The sequence below is a fragment of the Pantoea sp. EKM21T genome, assembly GCF_011800405.1.
In the GTDB taxonomy this organism is placed as follows: Bacteria; Pseudomonadota; Gammaproteobacteria; order Enterobacterales; family Enterobacteriaceae; genus Pantoea; species Pantoea agglomerans.
The window spans coordinates 42,416-66,487 of the sequence record NZ_JAALFV010000012.1; the positions used below are offsets into that span (position 1 = coordinate 42,416).

25 protein-coding genes are annotated in these 24,072 nt (G+C 54.7%); 15 read left to right on the top strand and 10 right to left on the bottom strand.

What is annotated here, in order from left to right; translation table 11 throughout:
• Window positions 1-89 precede the first annotated feature (89 nt).
• The 3 genes from fieF to cpxP all read right to left on the bottom strand — a co-directional run bounded on the left by fieF (window position 90) and on the right by cpxP (window position 2,351).
• The gene (gene fieF / locus HFD87_RS20080) at window positions 90-992 is read right to left on the bottom strand and encodes a CDF family cation-efflux transporter FieF (protein ID WP_010672078.1); all 903 of its coding nucleotides are present in this window, start codon (window positions 990-992) and stop codon (window positions 90-92) included.
• Between the two features lie 238 nt (window positions 993-1,230).
• Window positions 1,231-1,386, bottom strand: a complete 156-nt coding sequence (locus HFD87_RS20085; protein ID WP_010258211.1) for a general stress protein — start codon at window positions 1,384-1,386, stop codon at window positions 1,231-1,233.
• Between the two features lie 455 nt (window positions 1,387-1,841).
• Window positions 1,842-2,351, bottom strand: a complete 510-nt coding sequence (gene cpxP, locus HFD87_RS20090; protein ID WP_010258214.1) for a cell-envelope stress modulator CpxP — start codon at window positions 2,349-2,351, stop codon at window positions 1,842-1,844.
• A 148-nt stretch (window positions 2,352-2,499) separates the two neighbouring features.
• Here cpxP and cpxR point away from each other — a divergent pair, with 148 nt between their 5' ends.
• Genes cpxR through trmL form a run of 3 tightly spaced genes read left to right on the top strand, consistent with a single transcriptional unit; the run spans window position 2,500 to window position 5,083 of the window.
• Entirely contained in the window at window positions 2,500-3,198 is a 699-nt protein-coding gene (gene cpxR, locus HFD87_RS20095) for an envelope stress response regulator transcription factor CpxR (protein WP_009088062.1), read from the top strand.
• Window positions 3,195-4,574 carry an envelope stress sensor histidine kinase CpxA gene (cpxA, locus tag HFD87_RS20100; RefSeq protein ID WP_010258221.1) on the top strand — a complete coding sequence of 460 codons (1,380 nt, stop codon included), beginning with the start codon at window positions 3,195-3,197 and terminating at the stop codon, window positions 4,572-4,574. The genes cpxR and cpxA overlap by 4 nt, the downstream gene beginning before the upstream one ends.
• 35 nt (window positions 4,575-4,609) lie before the next feature.
• A complete protein-coding gene (gene trmL, locus HFD87_RS20105) occupies window positions 4,610-5,083 on the top strand; it encodes a tRNA (uridine(34)/cytosine(34)/5-carboxymethylaminomethyluridine(34)-2'-O)-methyltransferase TrmL (RefSeq protein WP_010258223.1) in 474 nt (157 codons plus the stop codon).
• Here the strand turns inward: trmL and cysE are convergent.
• From cysE to HFD87_RS20130, 5 genes are all read right to left on the bottom strand, one after another.
• Window positions 5,080-5,901 carry a serine O-acetyltransferase gene (cysE, locus tag HFD87_RS20110; protein ID WP_010258225.1) on the bottom strand — a complete coding sequence of 274 codons (822 nt, stop codon included), beginning with the start codon at window positions 5,899-5,901 and terminating at the stop codon, window positions 5,080-5,082. The genes trmL and cysE overlap by 4 nt on opposite strands.
• 68 nt (window positions 5,902-5,969) lie before the next feature.
• A complete protein-coding gene (gpsA, locus tag HFD87_RS20115; RefSeq protein WP_170933492.1) occupies window positions 5,970-6,986 on the bottom strand; it encodes an NAD(P)H-dependent glycerol-3-phosphate dehydrogenase in 1,017 nt (338 codons plus the stop codon).
• Entirely contained in the window at window positions 6,986-7,456 is a 471-nt protein-coding gene (secB, locus tag HFD87_RS20120; RefSeq protein WP_010258229.1) for a protein-export chaperone SecB, read from the bottom strand. Before secB ends, gpsA begins: the two co-directional genes overlap by 1 nt.
• A gap of 38 nt (window positions 7,457-7,494) precedes the next feature.
• Window positions 7,495-7,749, bottom strand: coding sequence for a glutaredoxin 3 (gene grxC, locus HFD87_RS20125; protein ID WP_010258231.1), 255 nt, complete (start codon window positions 7,747-7,749; stop codon window positions 7,495-7,497).
• 19 nt (window positions 7,750-7,768) lie between these two features.
• On the bottom strand, window positions 7,769-8,200 hold the full coding sequence (locus HFD87_RS20130; protein ID WP_010258234.1) for a rhodanese-like domain-containing protein: 432 nt from the start codon (window positions 8,198-8,200) through the stop codon (window positions 7,769-7,771).
• Window positions 8,201-8,452: 252 nt separating this feature from the next.
• On the opposite strand from HFD87_RS20130, the gene envC reads away from it, so the two are divergent.
• The 4 genes from envC to HFD87_RS20150 all read left to right on the top strand — a co-directional run bounded on the left by envC (window position 8,453) and on the right by HFD87_RS20150 (window position 12,898).
• Window positions 8,453-9,754 (top strand): murein hydrolase activator EnvC, encoded by a 1,302-nt coding sequence (gene envC, locus HFD87_RS20135; protein WP_029519509.1) that lies wholly within the window; start codon window positions 8,453-8,455, stop codon window positions 9,752-9,754.
• Window positions 9,755-9,757: 3 nt separating this feature from the next.
• Window positions 9,758-10,660, top strand: coding sequence for a divergent polysaccharide deacetylase family protein (locus HFD87_RS20140; RefSeq protein WP_052271778.1), 903 nt, complete (start codon window positions 9,758-9,760; stop codon window positions 10,658-10,660).
• Between the two features lie 104 nt (window positions 10,661-10,764).
• A complete protein-coding gene (locus tag HFD87_RS20145) occupies window positions 10,765-11,994 on the top strand; it encodes a glycosyltransferase (protein WP_010258244.1) in 1,230 nt (409 codons plus the stop codon).
• Complete coding sequence (locus HFD87_RS20150) at window positions 11,987-12,898, top strand: hypothetical protein (RefSeq protein ID WP_132500029.1); 912 nt, start codon at window positions 11,987-11,989, stop codon at window positions 12,896-12,898. Before HFD87_RS20145 ends, HFD87_RS20150 begins: the two co-directional genes overlap by 8 nt.
• Window positions 12,899-12,926: 28 nt before the next feature.
• Here HFD87_RS20150 and tdh read toward each other — a convergent pair whose 3' ends face one another.
• Both tdh and HFD87_RS20160 read right to left on the bottom strand, forming a co-directional pair.
• Window positions 12,927-13,955 (bottom strand): L-threonine 3-dehydrogenase, encoded by a 1,029-nt coding sequence (gene tdh, locus HFD87_RS20155; RefSeq protein ID WP_010258251.1) that lies wholly within the window; start codon window positions 13,953-13,955, stop codon window positions 12,927-12,929.
• 10 nt (window positions 13,956-13,965) lie between these two features.
• A complete protein-coding gene (locus HFD87_RS20160; protein ID WP_031292635.1) occupies window positions 13,966-15,162 on the bottom strand; it encodes a glycine C-acetyltransferase in 1,197 nt (398 codons plus the stop codon).
• Between the two features lie 230 nt (window positions 15,163-15,392).
• Between HFD87_RS20160 and rfaD the strand changes: the two genes are divergently transcribed.
• From rfaD to HFD87_RS20200, 8 genes are all read left to right on the top strand, one after another.
• A complete protein-coding gene (rfaD, locus tag HFD87_RS20165) occupies window positions 15,393-16,325 on the top strand; it encodes an ADP-glyceromanno-heptose 6-epimerase (RefSeq protein ID WP_010258257.1) in 933 nt (310 codons plus the stop codon).
• 17 nt (window positions 16,326-16,342) lie between these two features.
• Window positions 16,343-17,398: an ADP-heptose--LPS heptosyltransferase RfaF gene (rfaF, locus tag HFD87_RS20170; protein WP_167423834.1), complete on the top strand. Its 1,056-nt coding sequence runs from the start codon at window positions 16,343-16,345 to the stop codon at window positions 17,396-17,398.
• On the top strand, window positions 17,386-18,363 hold the full coding sequence (gene rfaC / locus HFD87_RS20175; protein WP_010258262.1) for a lipopolysaccharide heptosyltransferase RfaC: 978 nt from the start codon (window positions 17,386-17,388) through the stop codon (window positions 18,361-18,363). Before rfaF ends, rfaC begins: the two co-directional genes overlap by 13 nt.
• The gene (locus HFD87_RS20180; RefSeq protein ID WP_167423835.1) at window positions 18,360-19,436 is read left to right on the top strand and encodes a glycosyltransferase family 9 protein; all 1,077 of its coding nucleotides are present in this window, start codon (window positions 18,360-18,362) and stop codon (window positions 19,434-19,436) included. Before rfaC ends, HFD87_RS20180 begins: the two co-directional genes overlap by 4 nt.
• Window positions 19,437-19,445: 9 nt before the next feature.
• Entirely contained in the window at window positions 19,446-20,450 is a 1,005-nt protein-coding gene (locus HFD87_RS20185; protein WP_010672088.1) for a glycosyltransferase family 8 protein, read from the top strand.
• A gap of 327 nt (window positions 20,451-20,777) precedes the next feature.
• Window positions 20,778-21,764 carry a glycosyltransferase gene (locus tag HFD87_RS20190; protein ID WP_191914759.1) on the top strand — a complete coding sequence of 329 codons (987 nt, stop codon included), beginning with the start codon at window positions 20,778-20,780 and terminating at the stop codon, window positions 21,762-21,764.
• A gap of 73 nt (window positions 21,765-21,837) precedes the next feature.
• A complete protein-coding gene (gene rfaQ, locus HFD87_RS20195; RefSeq protein WP_010672090.1) occupies window positions 21,838-22,914 on the top strand; it encodes a putative lipopolysaccharide heptosyltransferase III in 1,077 nt (358 codons plus the stop codon).
• On the top strand, window positions 22,907-24,040 hold the full coding sequence (locus HFD87_RS20200) for a glycosyltransferase family 4 protein (protein WP_167423837.1): 1,134 nt from the start codon (window positions 22,907-22,909) through the stop codon (window positions 24,038-24,040). Before rfaQ ends, HFD87_RS20200 begins: the two co-directional genes overlap by 8 nt.
• The last annotated feature ends 32 nt before the right edge of the window (window positions 24,041-24,072 follow it).

Below are 24,072 nucleotides of genomic sequence, written 5' to 3' on the forward strand. Positions count from 1 at the left end.
AATTGATTCAGGTCAGACAACTTTTCACTATTTTTTGCAGCAATGTTAGCGTTACGTCATCCCTGCCGTATCGATTTGATTCATTTAAGTTAAAAACCTAAAGAATCCTCTCTCTCGAACGGTACCACAGAACAGGGATCCTGATGGATAATTACGTCTGACCCGGGAAATTCTTTGCGTAACGCCTTCTCAACCTGATCGGCTACCCGATGCGCCTGCACCAGTGGCAGCTGATCTTCCAGTTCCAGATGCAGCTGAATAAATTTGGTCGGCCCGGACTGACGGGTTCGCAGATCGTGAACGCCCTGCACCTGCGGCCAGTTTGTCGCAAGCGTCAGGATTTGCTGCCGTTCCTCTTCCGGTAACGCGCGATCCAGCAATGACTGAACCGCCTCGTAGCCCATACGCAGTGCGCTGTAGAGAATAAAAATACCAATGCCCAGCGCAAACAGGGCATCCGCCCGGGCAAAGCCATAGCTGCTCAGCACCAGCGCAATCAAAATAGCGCCATTCATGATGACGTCGGACTGATAGTGCAGCATGTCAGCCCGGATCGCCTGGCTGCGGGTTTTACGAACCACCCAGCGCTGAAAGGCCACCAGCACCAGCGTTGAGCTCAGCGCCACCACGGTCACTACAATACCGACGCCGGGCGCCCGCAACTCATTGGGCGTCGCCAGATGCTGCAGGCCGGTCAGAAACAGAAACAGCGCCGAGCCGGAAATAAACATACTTTGCGCCAGCGCTGCCAGCGACTCCGCTTTGCCGTGCCCGAAAGTATGATCTTCGTCAGCGGGCTGCAGTGCATAACGCACCACCAGCAGATTGGTCAGCGAGGCGGCGATATCCACCAGTGAATCCACCAGAGAAGCGAGTAAACTCACCGAACCGGTGTACCACCAGGCAAAAATTTTCACGAGCAACAGCACAGACGCAAGAATGGTCGCGCCGAGCGCAGCACGCTTTACCAGTCGGCCATAAGAGGGTTGCATGCCAGGTTCCCTGTGCGGCATCAGTGATGATGCGCACCAAAATGAATGAATGACTCAAGTTTAACATCGGGAGGCGGGCACTGCTTAGCGGGTCGATCAACGGATCAGGCTTTTTTGGGAAGCGCGACAGGTACAAAAAAACAAGCCCCGGCCTCTGTGGGAGGTCGGGGCAAAGTGTCATACACATCAGTACCAGGCCACATTCAGGCCCAGGTCTGGGCTGAGAAAGGGGCGGCGACTACTTTTTGCCGCCTTTTTTCCCGGCTTCTGATGCTTTTTCACGATCGTTTTTGAAATTTCCGCCGCCGCTACTCTGGCCGCCTTTCTTACCGGCTTCAGACGCTTTTTGCGGATTATCTGCGAAATTACCTGAACCACCACGATGCTCTGCCATACCTTACTCCGTTAATAGATTCATTCAGGACTACATAATGTGGTTGCTGCTCCCTGAGACTTCGCAAAGACACTTAACTTCCCTGCAGTGACAGGATTAAGTGTAGAGGGTGTGCCTGAACCGGCAAGCGTAACGCGGGGGATTTATCTCATTGAAAAATATAATTAAATCTTTCTATACCTGCCTGTAATTCATTCACTTTCAGTGAGTTATAATATTTAACAGGCGGTAAAACCCTTACCGGTACGCTTAAATTTAAGTCATGACCTGAATAGTAAGGAATCGGTGAGGCTTACCCATAAAAGCTCAACAAGCGCTAATCAAACAGGGGTTTTATTGCGGGGTGATGATTCCAGTCAAAATAAAAAAAGTGAAAAAAAGATAAAAAAAACCCCCACCATCATGGCGGGGGAAGACAGGGATGTGTCTATGGCAAGGAAAACAGGGATACTATGTTACTGGTTACTGCTGGTACTACTCACTGCCTGCAGCGATGACGCTGACTGCAAATTCGAAAACTGTCGCAGCTCATTAAGTCGCCGCTGGTAATTCTGCTGTAACGCCGACTGCTGGGCTGGCGTTAGCAGCTGGAACATTTGATTCTGTACGCGCGCCATCTCGACCTGCTGTTCAACCTGAACTCTGGCGATCACTTCCGCCTTCTCGCGGATGGCCGCTTCGTTAAACTGGTCTGCAGTCACTAACTCATGTAGTGCTGCGATATCGTCAATATGGACGACCGGGCGCTCATGTCGGGCCTGTTGCATCAGGTCTCGCATCTGCTGACGTTGCTCTTCGGTCAGCTCGATGCCATCGAACATGTGGCTTTGCGGATTTTGCGTCATACTGCCTGTCGGCAATCCGCCATGATGCATCTCGTCAATCGTCGTCGCATCTTTAGCACCTGCGCTGGCGACACTCAGAGCCATCGCTGAGGCAAGGACGACGGCGGTTAATTTGCGCATCGTGTACTCCAGTTCGTTCCGTTTTGCGATTCAACGAGAGCCAGTGTACGGCGACAGCTGCAAACATCCGTCAGGGGGTGTAAAACTACGTAAAGCGATGGATAGGTGCGCCAGGAACACGGTATTTTGCCTGCGGAGGGCTACAAAAATGAATAAAATCCTGTTGGTAGATGACGATCGCGAATTAACTTCGCTTTTAAAAGAACTGTTAGAAATGGAAGGGTTTGAAGTGGTGGTAGCCAGCGATGGTGAACAAGCGCTGAACCTGCTCGATAACTCAATTGATCTGCTTTTACTGGATGTCATGATGCCGAAGAAAAACGGTATCGACACCCTGAAAGAACTGCGTCAGCAACATCAAACCCCCGTCATCATGCTAACGGCGCGCGGCAGCGAGCTGGATCGCGTACTGGGCCTCGAACTGGGCGCAGATGACTATCTGCCTAAGCCGTTTAACGATCGTGAACTGGTGGCGCGTATCCGCGCTATTCTGCGGCGCTCAAACTGGAGTGAACAGCAGCAGCAACACGACAATAGCTCGCCCACGCTGGAAGTGGACTGCCTGCGTCTCAATCCCGGCCGTCAGGAGGCCAGTTTCGATGATGTCACGCTGGATTTGACCGGCACGGAGTTCACCCTGCTCTATCTGCTGGCGCAGCATCTGGGCCAGGTGGTGTCGCGTGAGCATCTGAGTCAGGAAGTGCTGGGCAAACGCCTGACGCCTTTTGACCGCGCTATTGATATGCATATCTCCAATCTGCGTCGCAAGCTGCCTGAACGCCGTGACGGCCATCCCTGGTTCAAAACCTTACGTGGCCGCGGCTATCTGATGGTTTCGGCATCATGATTGGAAGTCTGACCACCCGTATCTTCGCCATCTTCTGGTTGACGCTGGCGCTGGTGTTGATGCTGGTGCTAATGGTGCCCAAGCTCGATTCACGACAGATGACCTCGCTGCTGGAAAGTGAACAGCGGCAGGGCATCATGATTGAGCAACACGTCGAAGCAGAGCTGTCACAGGATCCCCCTAACGATCTGATGTGGTGGCGTCGTCTGTTTCGGGCAGTGGAGAAGTGGGCACCGCCGGGTCAGCGGCTGCTGTTAGTGACCAGTGAAGGTCGGGTGATCGGCGCGCAACATAACGAAATGCAGGTTATCCGCAATTTTATCGGCCAGTCTGACAATGCCGATCATCCGCAGAAGAAGAAATATGGTCGTGTTGAGCTGGTAGGGCCTTTCGCCGTTCGGGATGGCGAAGATAACTACCAGCTTTACATGATTCGTCCCGCCAACAGTTCCCAGCTCGATTTCGTGAATCTGCTGTTTGACCGTCCCCTGTTACTGCTTATCGTCACCATGCTCATCAGCTCACCACTGCTGCTCTGGCTGGCCTGGAGCCTGGCTCGTCCGGCACGTAAGCTGAAATATGCTGCCGACGAAGTCGCAAGCGGAAACCTGCGTCAGCATCCGGAACTGGAATCGGGCCCACAGGAGTTTCTGGCGGCGGGTTCCAGCTTTAACCAGATGGTCAGTGCGCTGGAGCGGATGATGACCGGTCAGCAACGTCTGTTATCGGATATCAGCCATGAGCTTCGTACCCCGCTTACCCGTCTGCAACTGGCTACCGCGCTGCTGCGTCGGCGCCAGGGTGAAGGCAAAGAGCTGGGCCGCATTGAGATGGAAGCACAGCGTCTTGATGGCATGATTAACGATCTGCTGGTGCTGTCGCGCACCCAGCATAAAAATGCGCTGGTCAGCGAAGCGATGAAGGCGAATCAGTTGTGGAATGGGGTGCTGGAAGATGCCCGCTTCGAAGCGGAGCAGATGGGCAAGAAGATGGATATTCCCTATCCGCCTGGCCCGTGGCCGCTTTATGGTAACCCCCATGCGCTGGAGAGTGCGCTGGAAAATATCGTACGCAATGCGCTGCGCTATTCACACACCCATATCAGCGTCAGCTTCTCCGTCGATATTTCCGGCATCACGGTACACGTTGATGACGATGGTCCTGGCGTGAGTCCGGAAGATCGTGAACAGATTTTCCGGCCGTTCTACCGTACCGATGAAGCACGCGATCGCGAATCCGGCGGCACCGGTCTTGGCCTGGCGATTGTTGAAACGGCAGTGCAGCAACATCGCGGCTGGGTTAAAGCGGATGACAGCCCATTGGGCGGCCTGCGTCTGACCCTCTGGTTGCCGCTCTACTCCTCCGCTCGTCAATAATTTGTTATGCTTCGGCCCCTGTCATCGGGGGCCTTATGCTTAACATTGTCTTGTTTGAACCAGAAATTCCGCCGAATACCGGCAATATCATCCGCCTGTGTGCCAATACTGGCTTTCAGCTTCATCTGATTCAGCCGCTTGGTTTTGCCTGGGATGACAAGCGTTTACGCCGCGCCGGGCTGGATTACCACGAATTCACTGCCATTAAATTCCACGCCGACTACCAGGCATTTATCGCCTCAGAGTCGCCTGAGCGTCTGTTTGCGCTGACGACCAAAGGTACGCCCGCACACAGTGCCGTAGCGTACCAGGCTGGCGATTATCTGCTGTTTGGCCCGGAGAGCCGTGGACTTCCGGCTGAGATATTAGCGGCGCTACCGGCTCAGCAGAAAATCCGTATCCCGATGAAAGCGGAAAGCCGCAGTATGAATTTGTCGAACGCCGTCTCGGTGGTGGTCTATGAAGCGTGGCGCCAGCTTGATTATGCGGGCGCGCTGATTAAAGACTAGATGCCGTCGCCAAACTGAAAACCCGCCAGGCTGCCATTAAAGTGCTGATCCATATCCATCGACGGCTTTTCACTGCCTGGCTTACCAACGATTCGCGCGGGTACGCCTGCTGCAGTGGTGTGCGGCGGCACGGGCTGTAACACTACGGATCCGGCACCGATTTTGGCTCCCTTGCCAACTTCAATATTGCCCAGGACTTTCGCACCGGCACCAATCATCACCCCTTCACGGATTTTCGGGTGACGATCGCCGCTGGTTTTGCCGGTTCCGCCCAGCGTAACCGATTGCAGGATCGAGACATCATTCTCAACCACGGCGGTTTCACCAATCACAATGCCTGTGGCATGGTCGAGCATGATGCCGTGGCCGATGTTGGCGGCGGGATGAATATCGACGGCAAAGGAGACGGAAATTTCATTCTGCAGATAAACCGCCAGCGCGCGCCGGCCTTCATTCCACAGCCAGTGGCCAATGCGGTAGGCCTGTAAGGCGTGAAAACCTTTGAGGTAGAGCAGCGGCGTGGAGTATTTATCGACTGCCGGGTCACGCTGGCGCACCGCCTGAATATCGTACGCCGCTGACATAATCATCGACGGATCTTCACGGTAGGCTTCTTCAACGATTTCACGAATGGCGATGGCGGGCATAATCGGGTTAGCCAGCTTGTTGGCCAGCATATAACTCAGTGCACTACCGAGATTTTCATGCTTGAGCAATGTCGCGTGGAAGAAGCTGGCCAGCATCGGCTCACAATCAGCCAGGGCGCGCGCTTCTGCTTTGATATTATTCCAGACCAGTTCTAACTCATCAGACGACATTGCTGTTTTCTCCCGATAAAAAAAGCGCCTGAATGGGCGCTGCAGGTGATGATGCTACGCGTCCTGCGTTAGCCAGTGCTGTTTTCGTCCTTCCTTGTTCGTCCCAGCAGACTCAATGCTGCATCTCTCGCCGGCTTTTCGCAATACAGCACCTGATAAATCTGCTCGGTGATCGGCATTTCCACACCAAAACGGGCAGCCAATGCTTTGACTTCTTTGGTGTTTCTGTAGCCTTCTACAACTTGTCCGATAATGCGTTGCGCGCTATCTACATCCTCGCCCTGGCCCAGCATCATGCCAAAACGACGGTTACGCGACTGATTATCGGTACAGGTCAGCACCAGATCGCCCAGACCCGCCATCCCCATAAAGGTGGTGGGATCGGCACCCAGCGCGGCGCCCAGCCGGCTCATTTCAGCCAGACCACGGGTGATCAGTGCGGTACGCGCATTCGCGCCAAAACCAATCCCGTCAGAGATCCCGGCACCGATAGCAATCACGTTTTTTACCGCGCCGCCCAGCTGTACGCCGATGAAGTCAGGGTTGTTATAAACGCGGAAGCTCTTACCGCAGTGCAGCTTCTGCTGCAGATCCTCAGCAAACTGCGCATCCGTTGCGGCCAGCGCGATAGCCGTCGGTAATCCGGCTGCCAGCTCTTTCGCAAAGGTCGGTCCGGAGATTACAGCCAGCGGAATGTCATCGCCGACAATTTCCCGCGCCACATCCTGCAACAGACGGCCGGTCTCTTTTTCCAGCCCTTTGGTCGCCCAGACAATGCGCGAGTCGGATCGCAGATGAGGCTTGATCTGCTGCAGCACCTCGCCAAAGACATGACTCGGCACCACAACTAATAAATCGCGGCTGGCAGCAATAGCTTTAGTCAGATCAGGTTCAAGAGAAAGATGGTCGGGGAACGGGACATCAGGCAGGAAAGCGGTGTTGCAACGGTCACTCTGAAGCTGCGCCAGATGCGCCGGGTTATGTCCCCACAACAGCACCGGATGGCCGTTGCGGGCCAGCGTAATCGCCAAAGCGGTGCCGTATGAACCGGCACCGATGACGCTAATCGAAGCGTGAGTTGTCATCAGGCATCCTGATGTGGTTCAGCACCTTCTTCACCTTGCTGCTGCTGCAGGTAGTTCATGAACAGCGCATCAAAGTTAACCGGTGCCAGGTTCAGCTGCGGGAAGGTACCACGTGATACCAGGCTGGTAATGCATTCGCGTGCGTACGGGAACAGGATGTTCGGGCAGTATGCGCCCAGGCAATGTGCCATCTGCGTTCCTTCGATACCGCTGATGGTGAAAATACCGGCCTGCTGAACTTCACACAGGAAAGCGGTTTCTTCGCCCACGGTGGCGGTTACAGTCACACGAAGTACCACTTCGTAAACTTCGTCAGCCAGCTGAGAAGATGCAGTGTCCAGATCCAGTTTAACGTCCGGTTCCCACTCTTTCTGGAAAACCTGTGGTGCATTTGGCGCTTCAAAAGAGATGTCTTTGGTGAATACGCGCTGAATCTGGAATTGCATTTCGTTGGTGTTATGTTCTGACATGTGACCAAATCCTATGTATGAGATTGTCCGGCGTAAAATTACGCCTGCAGTAAGGGATCTAAACCTTCGCGATTATCGAGTGCGAATAAGTCGTCGCAGCCACCAATGTGCTGCGCATCAATAAAAATCTGAGGCACGGTGGTGCGGCCGCTACGCTTGATCATCTCTTCGCGTTTCGCCATGTCTCCATCAATGGGGATCTCCTGAAACGATACGCCTTTTTGCGTTAACAGCGCCTTCGCCCGATGGCAGTAAGGACAGGTCGCCTTGGTATACACTTCAACATTTGCCATGATCAGCACCTCTGTAAGATTATTTGCCGCGAACTAACGGCAGATTTTCGCCGCTCCAGCCACTGATACCATCTTTCAGCACTGAAACCCGCTCAAAGCCGGCCGCGCTGAGATGCGCAGCAGAATCACCCGCGCTTTGTCCGGTTGCACACACCACAATTATGGGCTGCGCTTTATGCTTTGCCAGTTCGTCGATGTTGCCTTTTTTAATCTCAGCGGCTGCGACATTCAGCGCACCTGAAATATGGCCTCTGCGGAAATCGTCGCGCGAACGCACGTCTACAACTACCGCGTCCTCTTTGTTAATCAGGCGGGTTGCTTCACCGCGACTGATCGTTTTTACCTTAGAGAACATTCCTTTAACGGTAGTCACAATCACCAGAACGAGTAAAACGACCCATGCCAGACTCAGGATGGGGTGATTGCTTGCAAACTGCATAATTTCTTGCATGAGGGGTAACGACTCCAGACCGGGCTAATAAGCTAAAACAAGGGTTCTGAGTATACCTGCGCCACTTCGCATGTACAGATGCTATGCGGCCAGAGTATCGATTTGTGCTTCATTTTCCAAAAAAAGTGGCTGAATAGCAAAAATGGCGTAAGGCTTAATCCATGTCATTGTGAAAGTGGACATAACTGGAAAAGCAAATGCCAGTGGGGAGCACTGGTAAGCGGCGGTTCATCGTGGAATAATCATTGGCCTATGAAGGGAAAAACAACCGTTTCGCACACAAGGACCCGTCCCAACGGCGATAACCTGCCGTTGTTCACACACTTGTCCAGCCTCTCCCTTAGCCTGCTTTGTGCGGGGGCACTGTTATTGCCTGCCGCCGCCGTTAGTGCAGAAGACAGCAAATCTCAGCTGCAATCTATTCAGCAAAACATCGCTGAAAAAGAGAAAAGCGTTAAAGCGCAAAAGTTGCAGCGCAGCAAATTACTGGATCAGTTGCAGAGCCAGGAAAAAATCATCGCTCAGGCGAGCCGTCAGTTGCGTGACACCCGCAATAGCCTCAACGCCCTGAATGACGAAATCAAACAGCTTGCCACCTCCATCGCCCGCCTTGAAAAACAGCAAACCCAACAGGAAAACCTGCTTTCAGAGCAGCTTGATGCGGCGTTTCGTCAGGGTAAGCACAACGGTGTACAGCTGTTGATGGGCGGTGAAGAGAGTCAGCGCAGCGAGCGTATTCTGGCCTATTTCGGCTATCTGAATGCGGCGCGCCAGAAAAGTATCGAATCGCTGCAACAGACGCGTCAGGATTTGGCTCAGCAACGCGCCACGCTGGAGCAGAAGCAACAGCAGCAGAAAGGCTTATTAGCGCAGCAGCAGGGCCAGCAGCAGAAGCTGCAACAGGCGAGCGAAGCGCGGAAAAAAACCCTGACGACACTGGAAAGCGCGCTGGAAAAAGATCAGGCCGATCTGGTCGAGATGCGTCAGAACGAAAGCCGTCTGCAGGATAAGATCGCCCGTGCGGAACGCGAGGCGCGCGAGCGCGCCGCCCGTGAAGCGCGTGAGGCGGAAAAAGTGCGTCAGCGTCAGGCGCAGGCGAAAGCCAAAGGCTCCAGCTATCAGCCGACTCAGAGCGAACGCGAACTGGTGGCGCGCACCGGTGGACTCGGTCGCGCCGGCGGGCAGGCCTTGTGGCCGGTACGCGGACGCATTGAACATCGCTTTGGTGAACAGCTGCAGGGTGAACTGCGCTGGAAAGGACTGGTGATTGATGCGCGCGAAGGTACCGAGGTGAAAGCTATCGCCGATGGCCGCGTGCTGATGGCCGACTGGTTACAGGGCTACGGCCTGGTGGTCGTGCTGGAACATGGTAAAGGCGATATGAGCCTGTATGGCTACAACCAAAGTGCGCTGGTGAGCGTGGGTACGCAGGTGAAGGCAGGACAGCCTATCGCACTGGTGGGCACCAGTGGTGGCCGCGGTACCCCGTCGCTCTATTTTGAAATCCGACGTCAGGGACAGGCCGTCAATCCACTCCCGTGGTTAGGAAAATAGGTTTTGCTGCAACTTCGAAAAATCCCCGTTCTGTTGAGCGCCCTGCTGTTCAGCTACGCTGCGCAGGCGGGCAAACTGGCCATTGTCATCGATGACGTAGGCTATCGCCCTGCCGAAGAGAACAAGGTCCTGCAGATGCCGCAGGCCATTTCAGTGGCGGTTTTGCCCAACGCGCCACATGCCCGTGAAATGGCCACCAAAGCGCACCAGAGTGGTCACGAAGTGTTGATCCATCTGCCCATGGCGCCGCTGAGCAAGCAGCCGCTGGAAAAAGATACCTTAACGCCGGAGATGAGCAGCGAAGAAGTTACCCGCATCATGCGCAATGCGGTTAACAACGTGCCTTATGCCGTAGGTCTGAACAACCATATGGGCAGCAGGATGACCTCCAGCCTGCCCGGCATGCAGAAAGTGATGCAGGCGCTGAACCACTACAATCTCTACTTTCTGGATAGCATGACCATCGCTAACAGTCAGGCTGTTCCTGCCGCACAGGGCACCCAGGTCAGGGTATTAAAACGCCGGGTATTTCTGGATGACAGCCAGGATATTAATGCCATCCGCCAGCAGTTCAGTCGGGCGGTGAAACTGGCGCAGCGCGACGGTTACGCCATTGCCATTGGTCATCCCCACCCTAACACCGTGCGGGTGCTGCAGCAGATGTTACCCACATTGCCAGCCGACGTTACGCTGGTTCGTCCCAGTCAGCTGCTGAACGAATCACTGCACAGCGGCTCACGGCCGCCTGTGGCGCCGGCAAAACCGGTGACACCGCGCTTCCAGCCTGCAGACCTGTGTAAACCGAAACAGCCGCTGGCGCCGGTTCCTGCCACCCGAGCCTTAACGGTAATAGCTGAAAGCGTGAATAACAGCCCGCTGTTTAACACGCTAAAAAATCTGTTCTGAATTTGCTATGAATGCTAAGTGTTCAGCTTAGCGTTCATTTATACGCAGAAATTACTATAATCCTGGGTCGGGCGATAACGTGCTGTGCGGGAACAGTGATAGGGATGACGATTATTAAACAAAAAATCCTGCTGCTGGATAACGGCAGAGAGTGGGGCGGCGGCACCAACAGTATGCTGGAGCTGTTGAAGCGTATCGATCGTCAAAAGTTTGATATCACCTGCTGCTTCTATCACAACTACAGCCGTGGCAACGACGAAACCATTGAGGCCACGCTGAATGCGCTGGCTATCCCGGTCTTTTTTATTCCGCAAATCAGGCAACCACGCTGGGCAAAGTTTGTTAAAGAAGTCGCGCGGGCACTGCTGTTTTTTAATAAAAAGCTCAAGAAGCGCGCCATCGATCAGATTGATACACACTGGCGCATTATGCCCAATGCCAGCAAAATCAACTCACTGCTGCAGCTGGGGAAGTTTGACACGCTCTATATGAATAACCAGCCCAGCACCAATGTGGAAGGTTATCTGGCGGCGCGCAGCCTGGATGTTGCGGTAGTGCAACACTGCCGTATCGATCCGGTTCTGGAACCGCGGCTGGTCAGCATGGTCAATCAGGATTGCCAGGCGATCATTGCCGTGTCACAGGGCGTGAATAACACCCTGCGCAGCCACGGTGTTGATGCGGAACGCTGTTTTACCGTCAATAATGCTATCGACATCCACCAGCCTCTGCCCGACCGCCTTGAAGTACGCCAGCGCTTTAAACTCTCCCCTTCGACCTTTGTGTTCGGCACGATCGGCTCGCTGATATTGCGTAAATCTAATCACCATATTCTGCAGGCACTGGGCCGTTTTAAACGTGCTAATCCCGATGCCGACTGGAAGATGGTGGTGGTCGGAGCGGGTCCGGAACTTCAGCATCTGCTGCAACTCGCTACTGCAGAGAACATCCAGCAGCACGTGGTCTTTACCGGCTTTCAGAACAACGCGCTGGATTACCTCACCGCCTTTGATGCGTTTATTCTTGCCTCACGCAGTGAGGGATTACCAAGGGTTGTGCTGGAGGCGATGCTGGTGAATACCGCCGTAGTGGGATCCCGCGTGGTCGGCACTGCCGAATTGATCAGTCATGACGAAACCGGGCTGCTGTTTGATTATGGCAACGTGGTGCAACTGACCCAGCATCTGACCGCGCTGTGGCAGGATGCGGATTTACGTCAACGCCTGATCAATGCGGCAGCGAAACGCGTACGTGAACAGTACGCTATTGAAACTTATATCAGCGGCGTCGAGAATATTTTGCAAAGCGTCGTGAAAAAGAAACCTCATGCTTAATTTTTTAAATCCCCGTTATCGCCATATCAGGGCGAGTCATAACCTGCCTTATTCGCAGAAAGAGGTTCAGGGCACTGTACCGGTCACTTCTGTCGTGATCCCCTGCACCGGCGTGGACTATATCGAAGAAGCCCTGCTCAGTGCCGATTTTGCAGCGCGCTTTGCGACAGAGGCTGAAGAGATCGTAATTGTCAGCGATCAGCCGGCTCACGCCTTTGGCAGCCTGCCAGTAAAAACCCGCGTCGCGACGCTGGATGTCCCGCATCGGGAAGAGAGTTATCGCTACAAGCAGATCTATCGCAGTCGTTTGATTAAATTGCAGGCGCCCTTACAGGCAAAAGGCGACGGTATTCTGATGATCGATTCCGACCTCAATCTGCTTAAGATGCCCGAGATTATGATGAAGCCCGGCCATCTCTATTCCAGTTTTCGTCAGGGGAAAATGATTGCCAAGCTGGCTGATGCGCCGGAAGAGGCGATTCCCGCCTACTACCCGCACAGTATCCGGCCCTGGCTGGTGGATCACGTGAATGGGGCTTACCTGGCTGCCACCCGTGAAGTCTGGCAGCGTATTTCACCGCTGTGGCTGACGCTGTTTAATGATACCTGGAATTTAATGAACGACAGCCAGCCGCCTACTGACCAGCTGCCGCTCGCGGTATTGCTGGACATGCTGGATATTAAAACCGTCAATCTGGGCGAATGGGCTAACTGGCCGGTATCAAAGAAAATTGGCGGTCAGTCGGCGGTGATCCCGCCTGAAGTGGTAGGCGCACATGGCGGCTTTCCGCTGTCGGAATGGCAAAAATACCTCGCCGATCCGCAACAGCCGTTGAACTTCAAAGGCCAGGACTACACGCGCAAAGTGCGCTACCTGACCGATGAAGAGAAAAAACAAAGCTAATCATACGGCCGCCCTGGCGGCCGTTGTTTTAATCCCAGCTCAGTATCACTTTTCCCGAGCGTCCTGAACGCATCTCATCAAAGCCCTGCTGGAAATCGTCGATTCCATAGCGATGGGTAATAACCGGCGTTAAATCAAGCCCGGACTGGATCAGCGCCGCCATTTTATACCAGGTTTCAAACATCTCCCGGCCATAAATGCCCTTGATAAAAAGCCCTTTGAAGATCACCTGGTTCCAGTCGATCGCCATTTCACCCGGCGGGATGCCCAGCAGTGCAATCCGCCCTCCGTGGTTCATTACCTCCAGCAATGAACGGAAGGCAGGCGGTGCACCAGACATCTCCAGTCCGACATCGAATCCCTCCGTCATGCCCAGCGAGTGCATCACGTCTCGCAGATCCTCATTCGCCACATTGACCGCGCGCGTGACGCCCATTTTGCGCGCCAGTGACAGACGATACTCATTGATGTCCGTGATCACCACGTTACGTGCGCCGACATGGCGACAGACCGCGGCGGCCATGATGCCGATAGGACCCGCGCCGGATATCAGCACATCCTCACCCACCAGATCGAACGACAGCGCGGTATGCACGGCGTTGCCGAACGGATCAAAGATTGCCGCCAGCTCATCGGAAATGTTGTCGGGAATTTTGAACGCATTGAAGGCCGGGATAACCAGATACTCCGCAAAGCAGCCCTGGCGGTTAACGCCTACACCCATTGTGTTACGGCATAAATGCGTTCGCCCGGCACGGCAATTACGGCAATGTCCGCAGGTAATGTGCCCCTCGCCCGAGACCCGATCGCCAATCGTAAAGCCTTTCACTTCCTGTCCTATCGCAACCACTTCCCCCACATATTCATGACCGACAATCATCGGTACCGGAATGGTTTTGCGCGACCAGTCATCCCAGTTGTAGATATGGACATCGGTACCGCAGATAGCGGTTTTGCGAATCTTAATCAGCAAATCGTTGTGGCCCGGCTCCGGAACCGGCGCATCGGTCACCATCCAGATGCCCGTTTCCTTCTTCAGTTTGGCGAGTGCTTTCATGACGGACTCCTCAGGCGATAACGCCCAGTTGTTTGCCGATACGGGTAAAGGCCGCCACCGCACGTTCCAGCTGTTGCTGGGTATGCGCCGCAGAGATTTGGGTGCGAATGCGTGCCTGACCTTTTGGCACCACCGGATAGAAGAAGCCGGTAACGTAGATGCCTTCCTGTTGCAGCAGGCGGGCGAACTCCTGGGCGACGCTGGCTTCACCCAGCATCACCGGGATAATGGCGTGATCGGCTCCCGCCAGCGTAAAGCCCGCCGCCGTCATCTGCTCCCGAAAGTAACGGGCGTTGTCCCACAGACGCTGACGCAGCCCGTCGCCTTCGCTGAGCAGATCCAGCACCCGCAGCGAGGCGGCAACAATGGCCGGGGCCAGCGAGTTAGAGAACAGATAGGGACGGGAACGCTGGCGCAGCCACTCCACCACTTCTGCTTTTGCTGCGGTGTAGCCACCGGAGGCGCCACCCAGCGCTTTACCCAGCGTGCCGGTAATGATGTCGACCCGGCCCATCACATCGCAATATTCATGGGTTCCGCGTCCGGCGTTCCCGACAAAGCCCACCGCATGGGAATCATCCACCATCACCAGCGCAGAGAACTCGTCGGCCAGATCGCAGATAGCGGGCAGATTCGCAATTACCCCATCCATTGAGAAGACCCCATCGGTGGCGATCAGAATATGACGCGCGCCTTTATCGCGCGCTTCCTGCAAGCAGGCGCGCAGCTGCGCCATATCGTTATTGGCATAGCGGTAACGCTGCGCTTTGCACAGCCGGACGCCATCGATAATGGAAGCGTGGTTCAGCGCATCAGAGATGACGGCATCCTGCGCATCGAGCAGGGTTTCAAACAGGCCGCCATTGGCATCGAAACAGGAGGAGTAAAGAATGGCATCCTCCATGCCGAGAAAGTCTGCCAGCCGCTTTTCCAGCTGCTTATGACTATCCTGCGTGCCGCAAATAAAGCGCACCGACGCCATACCAAAACCATGCGAATCCATCCCCTCTTTCGCCGCCTGAATCAGCGCCGGATGGTTCGCTAAACCTAAGTAGTTATTGGCACAGAAGTTAATCACCGCCGGAGCGCCGCCAACCGCGATCTCCGTCTGCTGGGCAGAGGTGATGATCCGCTCCTGTTTAAACAGTCCTTCCTGACGTGCATCATCAAGTTGCTGACGAAGTTGTTGATAAAATTGCGCAGGCATCATTGCTCTCCTCAGATGGCAAAAATCTGGCATATCTTACTGAACAGGCCGCTTCTTCACGATAAATCGCCCAACAGAATGTCATTTTTGCAGCATAGTTCACGCCGCAAGGATGTACGCACAAAGCGTTACAGAGTCATCTGGCTGTCTGCACCCTGATGAAATGTTATGATGTGAGGTATTCGTGTGTGAAACCTCCTGTTTCACCCCACAACGTTGAAGGTAACAACATGATTATCGTAACTGGCGGCGCAGGAATGATTGGCAGCAACATCGTCAAAGCGCTGAACGATCGCGGTCACACCGACATTCTGGTGGTGGATAATCTGAAGGATGGCACCAAGTTTGCCAATTTAGTCGACCTGGATATCGTCGATTACATGGACAAAGAAGAGTTCCTGATGAGCGTGATGGCGGGCGATGATTTAGGCCCGATCGAAGCGGTGTTCCATCAGGGCGCCTGCTCCTCCACCACCGAGTGGGATGGCAAGTACATGATGGAGAACAACTATCAGTACTCCAAAGAGCTGCTGCACTTCTGTCTTGAGCGCGAGATCCCGTTCCTCTACGCCTCTTCCGCAGCGACCTACGGCGGACGCAACGAGAATTTCATTGAAGAGCGTCAGTATGAGCAGCCGCTTAATGTTTATGGCTACTCTAAGATGCTGTTCGACCATTACGTCCGTCAGATGCTGCCGGAAGCGAACTCGCCGGTATGCGGCTTCCGCTATTTCAACGTCTATGGACCGCGTGAAGGCCACAAGGGCAGCATGGCAAGCGTTGCCTTCCATCTGAACACGCAGATCAGCAACGATGAAAATCCAAAACTGTTTGAAGGCAGCGACGGCTTTAAACGTGATTTCATCCACGTTGATGATGTTGCGGAAGTGAACCTGTGGTGCTGGGAAAATGGCGTCTCCGGGATTTACAACTGTGGCACAGGCCGCGCCGAGTCCTTCCAGGAAGTGGCTGACGCAGTACTGAAGTTCCACCAGAAAGGTCAGATCGAGTACATCCCGTTCCCGGAAAAACTCAAAGGACGGTACCAGGCCTATACTCAGGCCGATCTCACTAAGCTGCGTGCGGCCGGCTACGACAAGCCATTTAAAACGGTGGCGCAGGGCGTCGCTGACTATATGGTCTGGCTGAACCGTAACGCATAAAGGAAGCTGCTCCGGCGATGAAAATTCTGGTAATCGGCCCGTCGTGGGTCGGCGATATGATGATGTCGCAAAGTCTCTATCGCACCCTCAAGGCCGAACATCCCGATGCGGTGATTGACGTGATGGCACCTGTATGGTGCCGTCCGTTGTTGTCACGCATGCCGGAGGTGAATCAGGCGCTGGCGATGCCGCTTGGGCATGGCGCACTGGAAATCGGTGAGCGTCGCCGGTTGGGCAAAGTGCTGCGCGCCAGTCACTACGACCGTGCTTATGTGTTGCCTAACTCCTTCAAGTCGGCGCTGGTCCCCTTCTTTGCCGGAATAAAACGCCGCGTCGGCTGGCGCGGTGAAATGCGCTATGGCCTGCTGAATGATTTGCGCGTGCTGGATAAAGCCGCGTTTCCGCTGATGGTTGAGCGCTACGTTGCGCTGGGCTACGACACACCTGTTGCGTCGGCGGCGCAGCTGCCTCAGCCGCTGTTGTGGCCAAAACTGCAGGTTGAAGAGCAGGAAAAAATTGAAACGGCCGCACAGTTTCAGCTCGCCGCGACCCGTCCGGTCATCGGTTTTTGTCCGGGTGCTGAATTTGGTCCGGCCAAACGCTGGCCGCACTATCACTACGCCACGCTGGCCCGCCAGTTGATTGCTGAAGGCTTTCAGATCGTGCTGTTTGGCTCCGCCAAAGATCGCCCGACCGGCGAAGAGATTATCGCGGCGCTGCCCGAAGAGGCTCGCGGCCACTGCCGTAATCTGGCGGGTGAAACTCAGCTGGAACAGGCGGTGATTCTGCTGGCGCAATGCCGTGCCGTGGTCAGCAACGACTCCGGCCTGATGCATATCGCCGCGGCGCTGGATCGTCCACTGGTGGCGCTCTATGGACCAAGCAGCCCTGACTTTACGCCGCCGCTGGCAAAGCAGGCGCGAATTATTCGCCTGATTACCGGCTATCACAAAGTGCGCAAAGGCGATGCCGAACAGGGCTATCACCAGAGCCTGATCGATATTCAGCCTGAACGTGTACATCAGACGCTGAGCGAACTGCTCGCGCCACAGGAGGTGCCATGCACGTCCTGATTGTTAAAACCTCATCAATGGGCGATGTGCTGCATTCGCTCCCGGCACTGACCGATGCAATGCATGCCATTCCCGGCATCCGTTTCGACTGGGTAGTGGAAGAGAATTTCGCACAGATCCCTGGCTGGCATCCCGCAGTAGATAAGGTGTTACCGGTTGCGATTCGCCGCTGGCGCAAACACTGGTTTGGCAGTCAGCAGCGTGAAGAGCGCGTGCTGTTTAAGCGCGCGTTACAGTCACGTGAGTACGATATCGTGATTGATGCACAGGGCCTGATCAAAAGTGCCGCGCTGGTCACCCGATTATCGAAAGGGGTGAAACATGGACAGGACAGCCGTAGCGCACGTGAGCCGTTCGCCAGCTGGTGGTATGACATCCGCCATGAGGTCAGTAAGCGACAGCACGCGGTTGAGCGGACGCGCGAACTGTTCGCCAAAAGCCTGGGCTATGAAAAGCCGCAAAGTCAGGGTGACTACGCAATTGCTGGACACTTCCTGCATCATCTGCCCGCTGACGCACATCATTACCTGGTCTTTCTGCATGCCACGACGCGTGACAACAAGCACTGGCCGGAATCACACTGGCGACAGCTGATTGAGCAGATGCAGCCCAGCGGGTTGCGGGTGAAATTGCCCTGGGGTGCTGAACATGAGCATCAGCGTGCGCAGCGCCTTGCAGAAGGATTTGAGCATGTCGATGTACTGCCTAAGCTGACGCTGGAAGCGATAGCACAACAGCTGGCGGGCGCACGGGCGGTGGTCTCAGTGGATACCGGATTGAGCCATCTGACGGCGGCACTGGATCGCCCCAACCTCACGCTGTATGGTCCGACCGATCCTGGATTGATTGGCGGTTACGGGCAGAACCAACAGGCATTGAGCGCCCCGAATCATAATCTGGCGGAGCTGACTGCTGACACGGTGGCAGAGAAACTGCGGGCCGTTATTACGGAAAACATGCCATGAACTATGTGCTGATCTACCTGCTGTTGCTGCCTTTCCGGGCCATAATGCGGCTGTTTTACCGGCCAACCGGACGCAGCCTGATCATCCAGACGGCGAAGATTGGTGATTTTATTAATATCACCCCGATGCTGCGTGCGCTGGGTCAGTCTGAGTTGCTTATCAGCAAAGCGGTGGAGCCGCTGGCGCGTCATGATGACACGGTCAGCCGCTATTTCCTGATTGAAGAGGCGAAGCGCAGCTTTTTTGCCAAACTGAAGCTCGCGTTCACTCTGATGAACCGCTATGACAACGTCTATCTGGTGCAGCCAAACAGCGTGAACCTGTTTTTCGCCGCGCTCTGCAACGCACCGAACAAGCAGTTTCTGCGCACCTATGTGCGTAAGTCCTACCATAAGACCTTCTATCGCAGCGCCAGCGGTATTGTCGACCACACCAAAACGGATTTAACGCTCGACAGCTACCTGAAGCTGATTAATCGAGACTACCGCTACACCGATTTCCCTAAGCATGCGACCTCACCGCTCTGGCAGCCGCCTGCGCCGCCCGCCGCGCTGCTTAATCCGCGCAGCGGTATTAAAATTGGCATCAGTATTTCTGCCGGAAATCGGGCTAAAACCATTCCTGCCAGCATCTGGCAGCATCTGATGGCGTCACTGGCTGACCTGCCCTGCACCTTTTATGTGTTTGGCCCACCGGCTGAGCAGCCGTGGCTGGATGAGTTACTGAGCCTGACCGGCCCGAAAGACAATATCGTCAGTCTGATTGGTGAGCTAAAACTGGAAGAGGTTCCGTGGGCCATTGCACAGATGGATTTCTACATCTCCTCTGACTCTGGCAATGCTTATATTGCGGATGCGCAGCAGATACCGGTGATCATGCTTTATGGCCCGTGTGAAGTCCGGGAACAGCGTCCGGTCAATAACGTTTTGTTTATCGGACCGGATAATATTGCTGCGTCGACGTTCGTTTTTGCCACCCGTTTTCAGTTTGATCAGCCTGCTGAAAAATTATTCGGGCTGGATCACGATAAACTGACTAGAATACAAACGTTTATTACTCATAATCTGGAATAGTGAAGCGTAATGGCAATTACCCCTCTTGCTGAGGCCGTTCAGCAAAGTCAGCTGCTGGTTAACACGCTTGCTGACACGGATGATAATCCGGTTCATGTTGCGTTTGGCATCAACTACGCCTACGCGCGTGGCCTGGGCATTACGTTGTTTTCACTTCTCAGCCATCATCCTGATACCGCTTTCCACGCCCATGTTTTTTCAGACTCGCTTTGCGAAGAGGATGTGGAAAAACTGCGTTCACTGGCCACGGGCCATCGTCTGGCGATCACGCTGCATATCTTTAACCGTGCCTGGGTTGATCAGCTGCCTGCGGTCGGACGCTATCCCAAAAGTATCCACTACCGTTTCCTGATCCCGGAAACCGTGGCGAGCTACAGCGATCGGGTGATCTATATTGATGCTGACACCCTGGTGGTGGGCGACTACTCTCCCCTGTTCACGCTGGATATCACTGATTACACGCTGGCAGCCTGTAATGACACACCGCGAGCGCGACATAACCAGTGCGCAAGGCTGGGGCTGAAGCACCACCACTATTTCAACTCCGGCTTTATGCTGATTAATATTCCACGCTGGCTCGAAAGGCAGACCACCGCGCGCATTACCGACGTGCTGGTAACGCGGGGCGCAGAGTTTGGTTTTCCCGATCAGGATGCGCTGAATATCGTGCTGGAGGATGAGGTCCTGATCCTGCCAGACCGCTATAACCACATTTATGACATCATCGCCAATAAAGTCTGGGATCACACGGGCGTGCCTGAAGAGACGGTAATGATTCACTACACCGGTAAATGCAAACCCTGGCATGCATGGGCTGGCAGCGATCTTTCCCAGCGCTACTATAGCTATTACCAGCGCTCACCCTGGGCTTCACAACCGCTTGATACGCCAAAGCATTATAAAGAGATGAAGCGATTCGCCCGCGTAAAATGGCATCAGAAACAGTATGCTGAAAGCCTGAGCTGGATGATGAAGTATGTCAGTCTCAAGTTTTTTAAGCAGAGTGAGCAATAGCACACTCAGGTTTATCAGATTGATACGGGCGCTGTTATTTCAGCGCCTGACTTTCCCGCCATTTATCCCGCCAGCTGTTTGCCACGACCTCTGTAATAACGGCGCTGACAGCAAGCCAGCATAATAATCTGTTTACCTGCACGGCCACATTGCGTAAAAAAAGCGCATATAGCGCATTATTATTATCGGGCGTGGTTTTTAGTAAAGCAGGGATGCAACATCGTTTTATAATTGTGAACTCCCTGATTTCACTCTGCTGATTTGGAAATGATTTATGACGAGGCAACGCCTTTTCGCAATGAATACAATACTGGTGCAGATATTGTCATGAGTACTTCTCCTCTGCTGAGTATCATTACCCCGATGTACAATGCGGGCAGCATGTTTGATGAGTTCATGCAGTCACTGCTGGCGCAGACGCTGACTCTGCTTGAGATCATTATCGTCGATGACGGTTCAACCGATGGCTCAGGCGAGCGCGCCGATCAGTATGCACAGCAGCATTCTCACATTCGTGTGATACATCAGGAAAATGGCGGCGTCTCGCGCGCCCGCAACGCCGGACTGGCGATTGCCCGCGGGAAATATGTCACCTTCCCTGATGCGGATGACACCATGCAACCCGATATGTATCAGACGCTGGTGACACTGGCGGAGGCAGATAATCTGGATGCGGCACAGTGCAACGCCGAGTGGTTTTTCAAACACAGCCAGCGGGTAAAGCCGCTGATTCCGCTGGATCGCCTGCGCAGCACGCCGGTACTGAGCGGTGCCGACTGGCTGAATACCGCGCTGAAAACCCATCGTTATATGCATGTGGTCTGGCTGGGCATCTATCGCCGGGAACTGATTGAGCAGCATCAGTTGCAGTTTGAACCCGGCCTGCATCATCAGGATATTCCCTGGACCACCGAGTTTATGCTGCTGGCAAAACGCGTGCGTTATACCGAAGCGGTACTCTATCGCTACTATATGCACGACGCCTCAATCAGCAATCGCAAACGTACCGGCGAGCGCAACGTAGAGTATCAGCGTCACTACATGAAGATTGCGCGACTGCTGGAAGAGCTCAATGACCGCTATCGTGACCGCGTGAAGATCTACCCGTCGTTTCACTATCAGGTGACCCATGAAGCGCTCAGCGTTTGCCACAGTGTAAGACGTGAGCCTGACGCCCGCGCACGCCAGGCAATCATTGCCGAGCTGTTCGCCACCCGGACACACCTGCGCATGTTACGCAACGCCCGGGGAATTAAGCAGTGGTATCAGTTGCTGTTGTGGCTGGCCCGGCTCTATCGCTGGCGTGATAAATAACCTTTGAGGCTGGCTTTATCCTAAAAAGGGTTTGCCCTACAATCGGTTCACTGAATTCTGAGAACTCTTGTTTATGGCCAGCCTGACTCCAGCAAACATCTCTCCAAAAAATATATTACTGATTAAGCTGCGCCATCATGGTGACATGCTGCTCACAACGCCCGCCATCAATGCGCTTCATGAGCGTTATCCGCAGGCCAGCATCGACGTGTTGCTCTATCAGGAGACGCGTCCGATGCTGGAAGCGCATCCGGCTATCCGCCATTTGCACGTCATCGATCGTAAATGGAAGCAGGAGGGCACCTGGCGCAAGCTGGGCCATGAGCGTGCATTAATTCGCGCCATACGTGACGCACATTATGATCTGGTGATTAATCTGGCCGATCAGTGGCGGGCTGCCCTGATTACGCGGCTCTCTGCGGCACCCGTTCGCATCGGTTTTGCCTATAAAAAACGTGATAACGTCCTGTGGCGATGGTGTCACAATCAGCTGGTCTCCACACACAATCACAGCAAGCTGCATACCGTTGAGCAGAATATGTCGGCGCTGGCACCCCTCGGCATCAGCAGCGACGGCGCACGTGTCTCAATGCACTACAGCGACGCTGACCAGCAAATTGTGCTGACCCGACTGGCAGAACACCAGGTAACCGCGCCCTATATTGTGGTGCAGCCGACCTCACGCTGGGGCTTTAAATGCTGGGAAGAGGAGAGCGTTGCTGCCACGCTCGATCAGCTGGCGCAGCCGGGCCGCAAAGTGGTGCTGACCGCCGGGCCGGACAAACAGGAGCTGGCAATGATCAACCGCATTCGGGCACTGTGTGCGTCGCCGGATGTGGTTTCGCTGGCCGGTCAGTTTACTCTGCCGCAGCTGGCGGCGCTTATCGATCATGCCCGGCTGTTTATTGGTGTCGACTCTGCACCAATGCACATGGCCGCCGCACTTGAAACGCCCTGTATTGCGCTGTTTGGCCCGACCAAGCTGCAGCACTGGCGGCCATGGGGCGACAATAATCATGTCATCTGGGCGGGGGATTATGGCCCGCTGCCCTCACCCGATTCCATCGACACCAAAACAGACCAGCGTTATCTGTCGGCCATTCCGGTGAAGGATGTGGTCGCGGCAGCGAGGAGCTATCTGAATGAGTAAGTTACGGCTGGCGATTGTCCGGCAGAAATATCGTCCGGATGGCGGTGCCGAGCGTTTTATCTCGCGCGCGCTGGAAGCGCTGGGCAGCGAGCAGCTCGATCTCAACATCATTACCCGCAGCTGGCAGGGCACACCCAATCCTGACTGGCATCTGCATATCTGTAATCCTGCAAAGCTGGGCCGGGTATCCCGTGAGCGCGGTTTTGCCCTTGCAGCACGCGCCTGCTGGGAGCGCGAAAAGTTCGATATTGTGCAAAGCCACGAGCGCATCGCGGGCTGTGATATTTTTCGCGCGGGTGATGGTGTTCATCGCGTCTGGCTGGAACAGCGCGCCCGCATCGTCTCATCGTGGCAACGACTGAGTGCTGTGCTCAGCCCTTATCATCGCTATGTCCTGCAGGCGGAAGCGGAGATGTTTAACTCTCCGACGCTGAAAGCGGTGATCTGTAATTCTGAGATGGTAAAGCGCGATATCCTGCGCTGTTTCTCGCTCGACGCCGGAAAAATCCACGTTATTCATAATGCTATCGATGCCAGCCGTTTCCAGCCCTCCACGGAAGCTGCACGTCGCGCCACCCGTCAGCAGCTGGCGCTGCCCGATGCGGCCACCGTACTGATTTATGTCGGCTCCGGCTTTGAACGCAAGGGGTTGAAAGCGGCGATACAGGCGCTGGCTGCCAGCGACCGTTATCTGATTGTGGTGGGTCAGGATAAGCAACTGCAGCGGTATCAGCAGCTGGCAAATCAGCTTAACTGTCTGGACCGCCTGCGCTTTGTCGGCGTACAGCAGGATGTGCAGCCGTTCTATCACGCGGCTGATGGCCTGCTGCTGCCCACCCTCTACGATCCTTTTCCTAATGTGGTACTGGAGGCGATGGCCTGCGGCTTACCGGTGATTACCAGCACTGGCTGCGGTGGCGCAGAATTTATTACCGCTGGTCAGGAAGGCTTCGTCTGTGATGCTTTGGATATCAACGGGTTAAATCAGGCTGTTAATGCAATACCGGCGCTTTCCGTCGATTCACGAATGGGTGACGCGGCGCGGCGCAAAATTGAACCTTATGGTCCACAACGGCTGGCGCAGGCGCTGACTTCGCTTTATCAGCAGGTCCTGAGCAGCAACTGACAATGTGGGATGAGTGCATGCGGGGTTTCTGA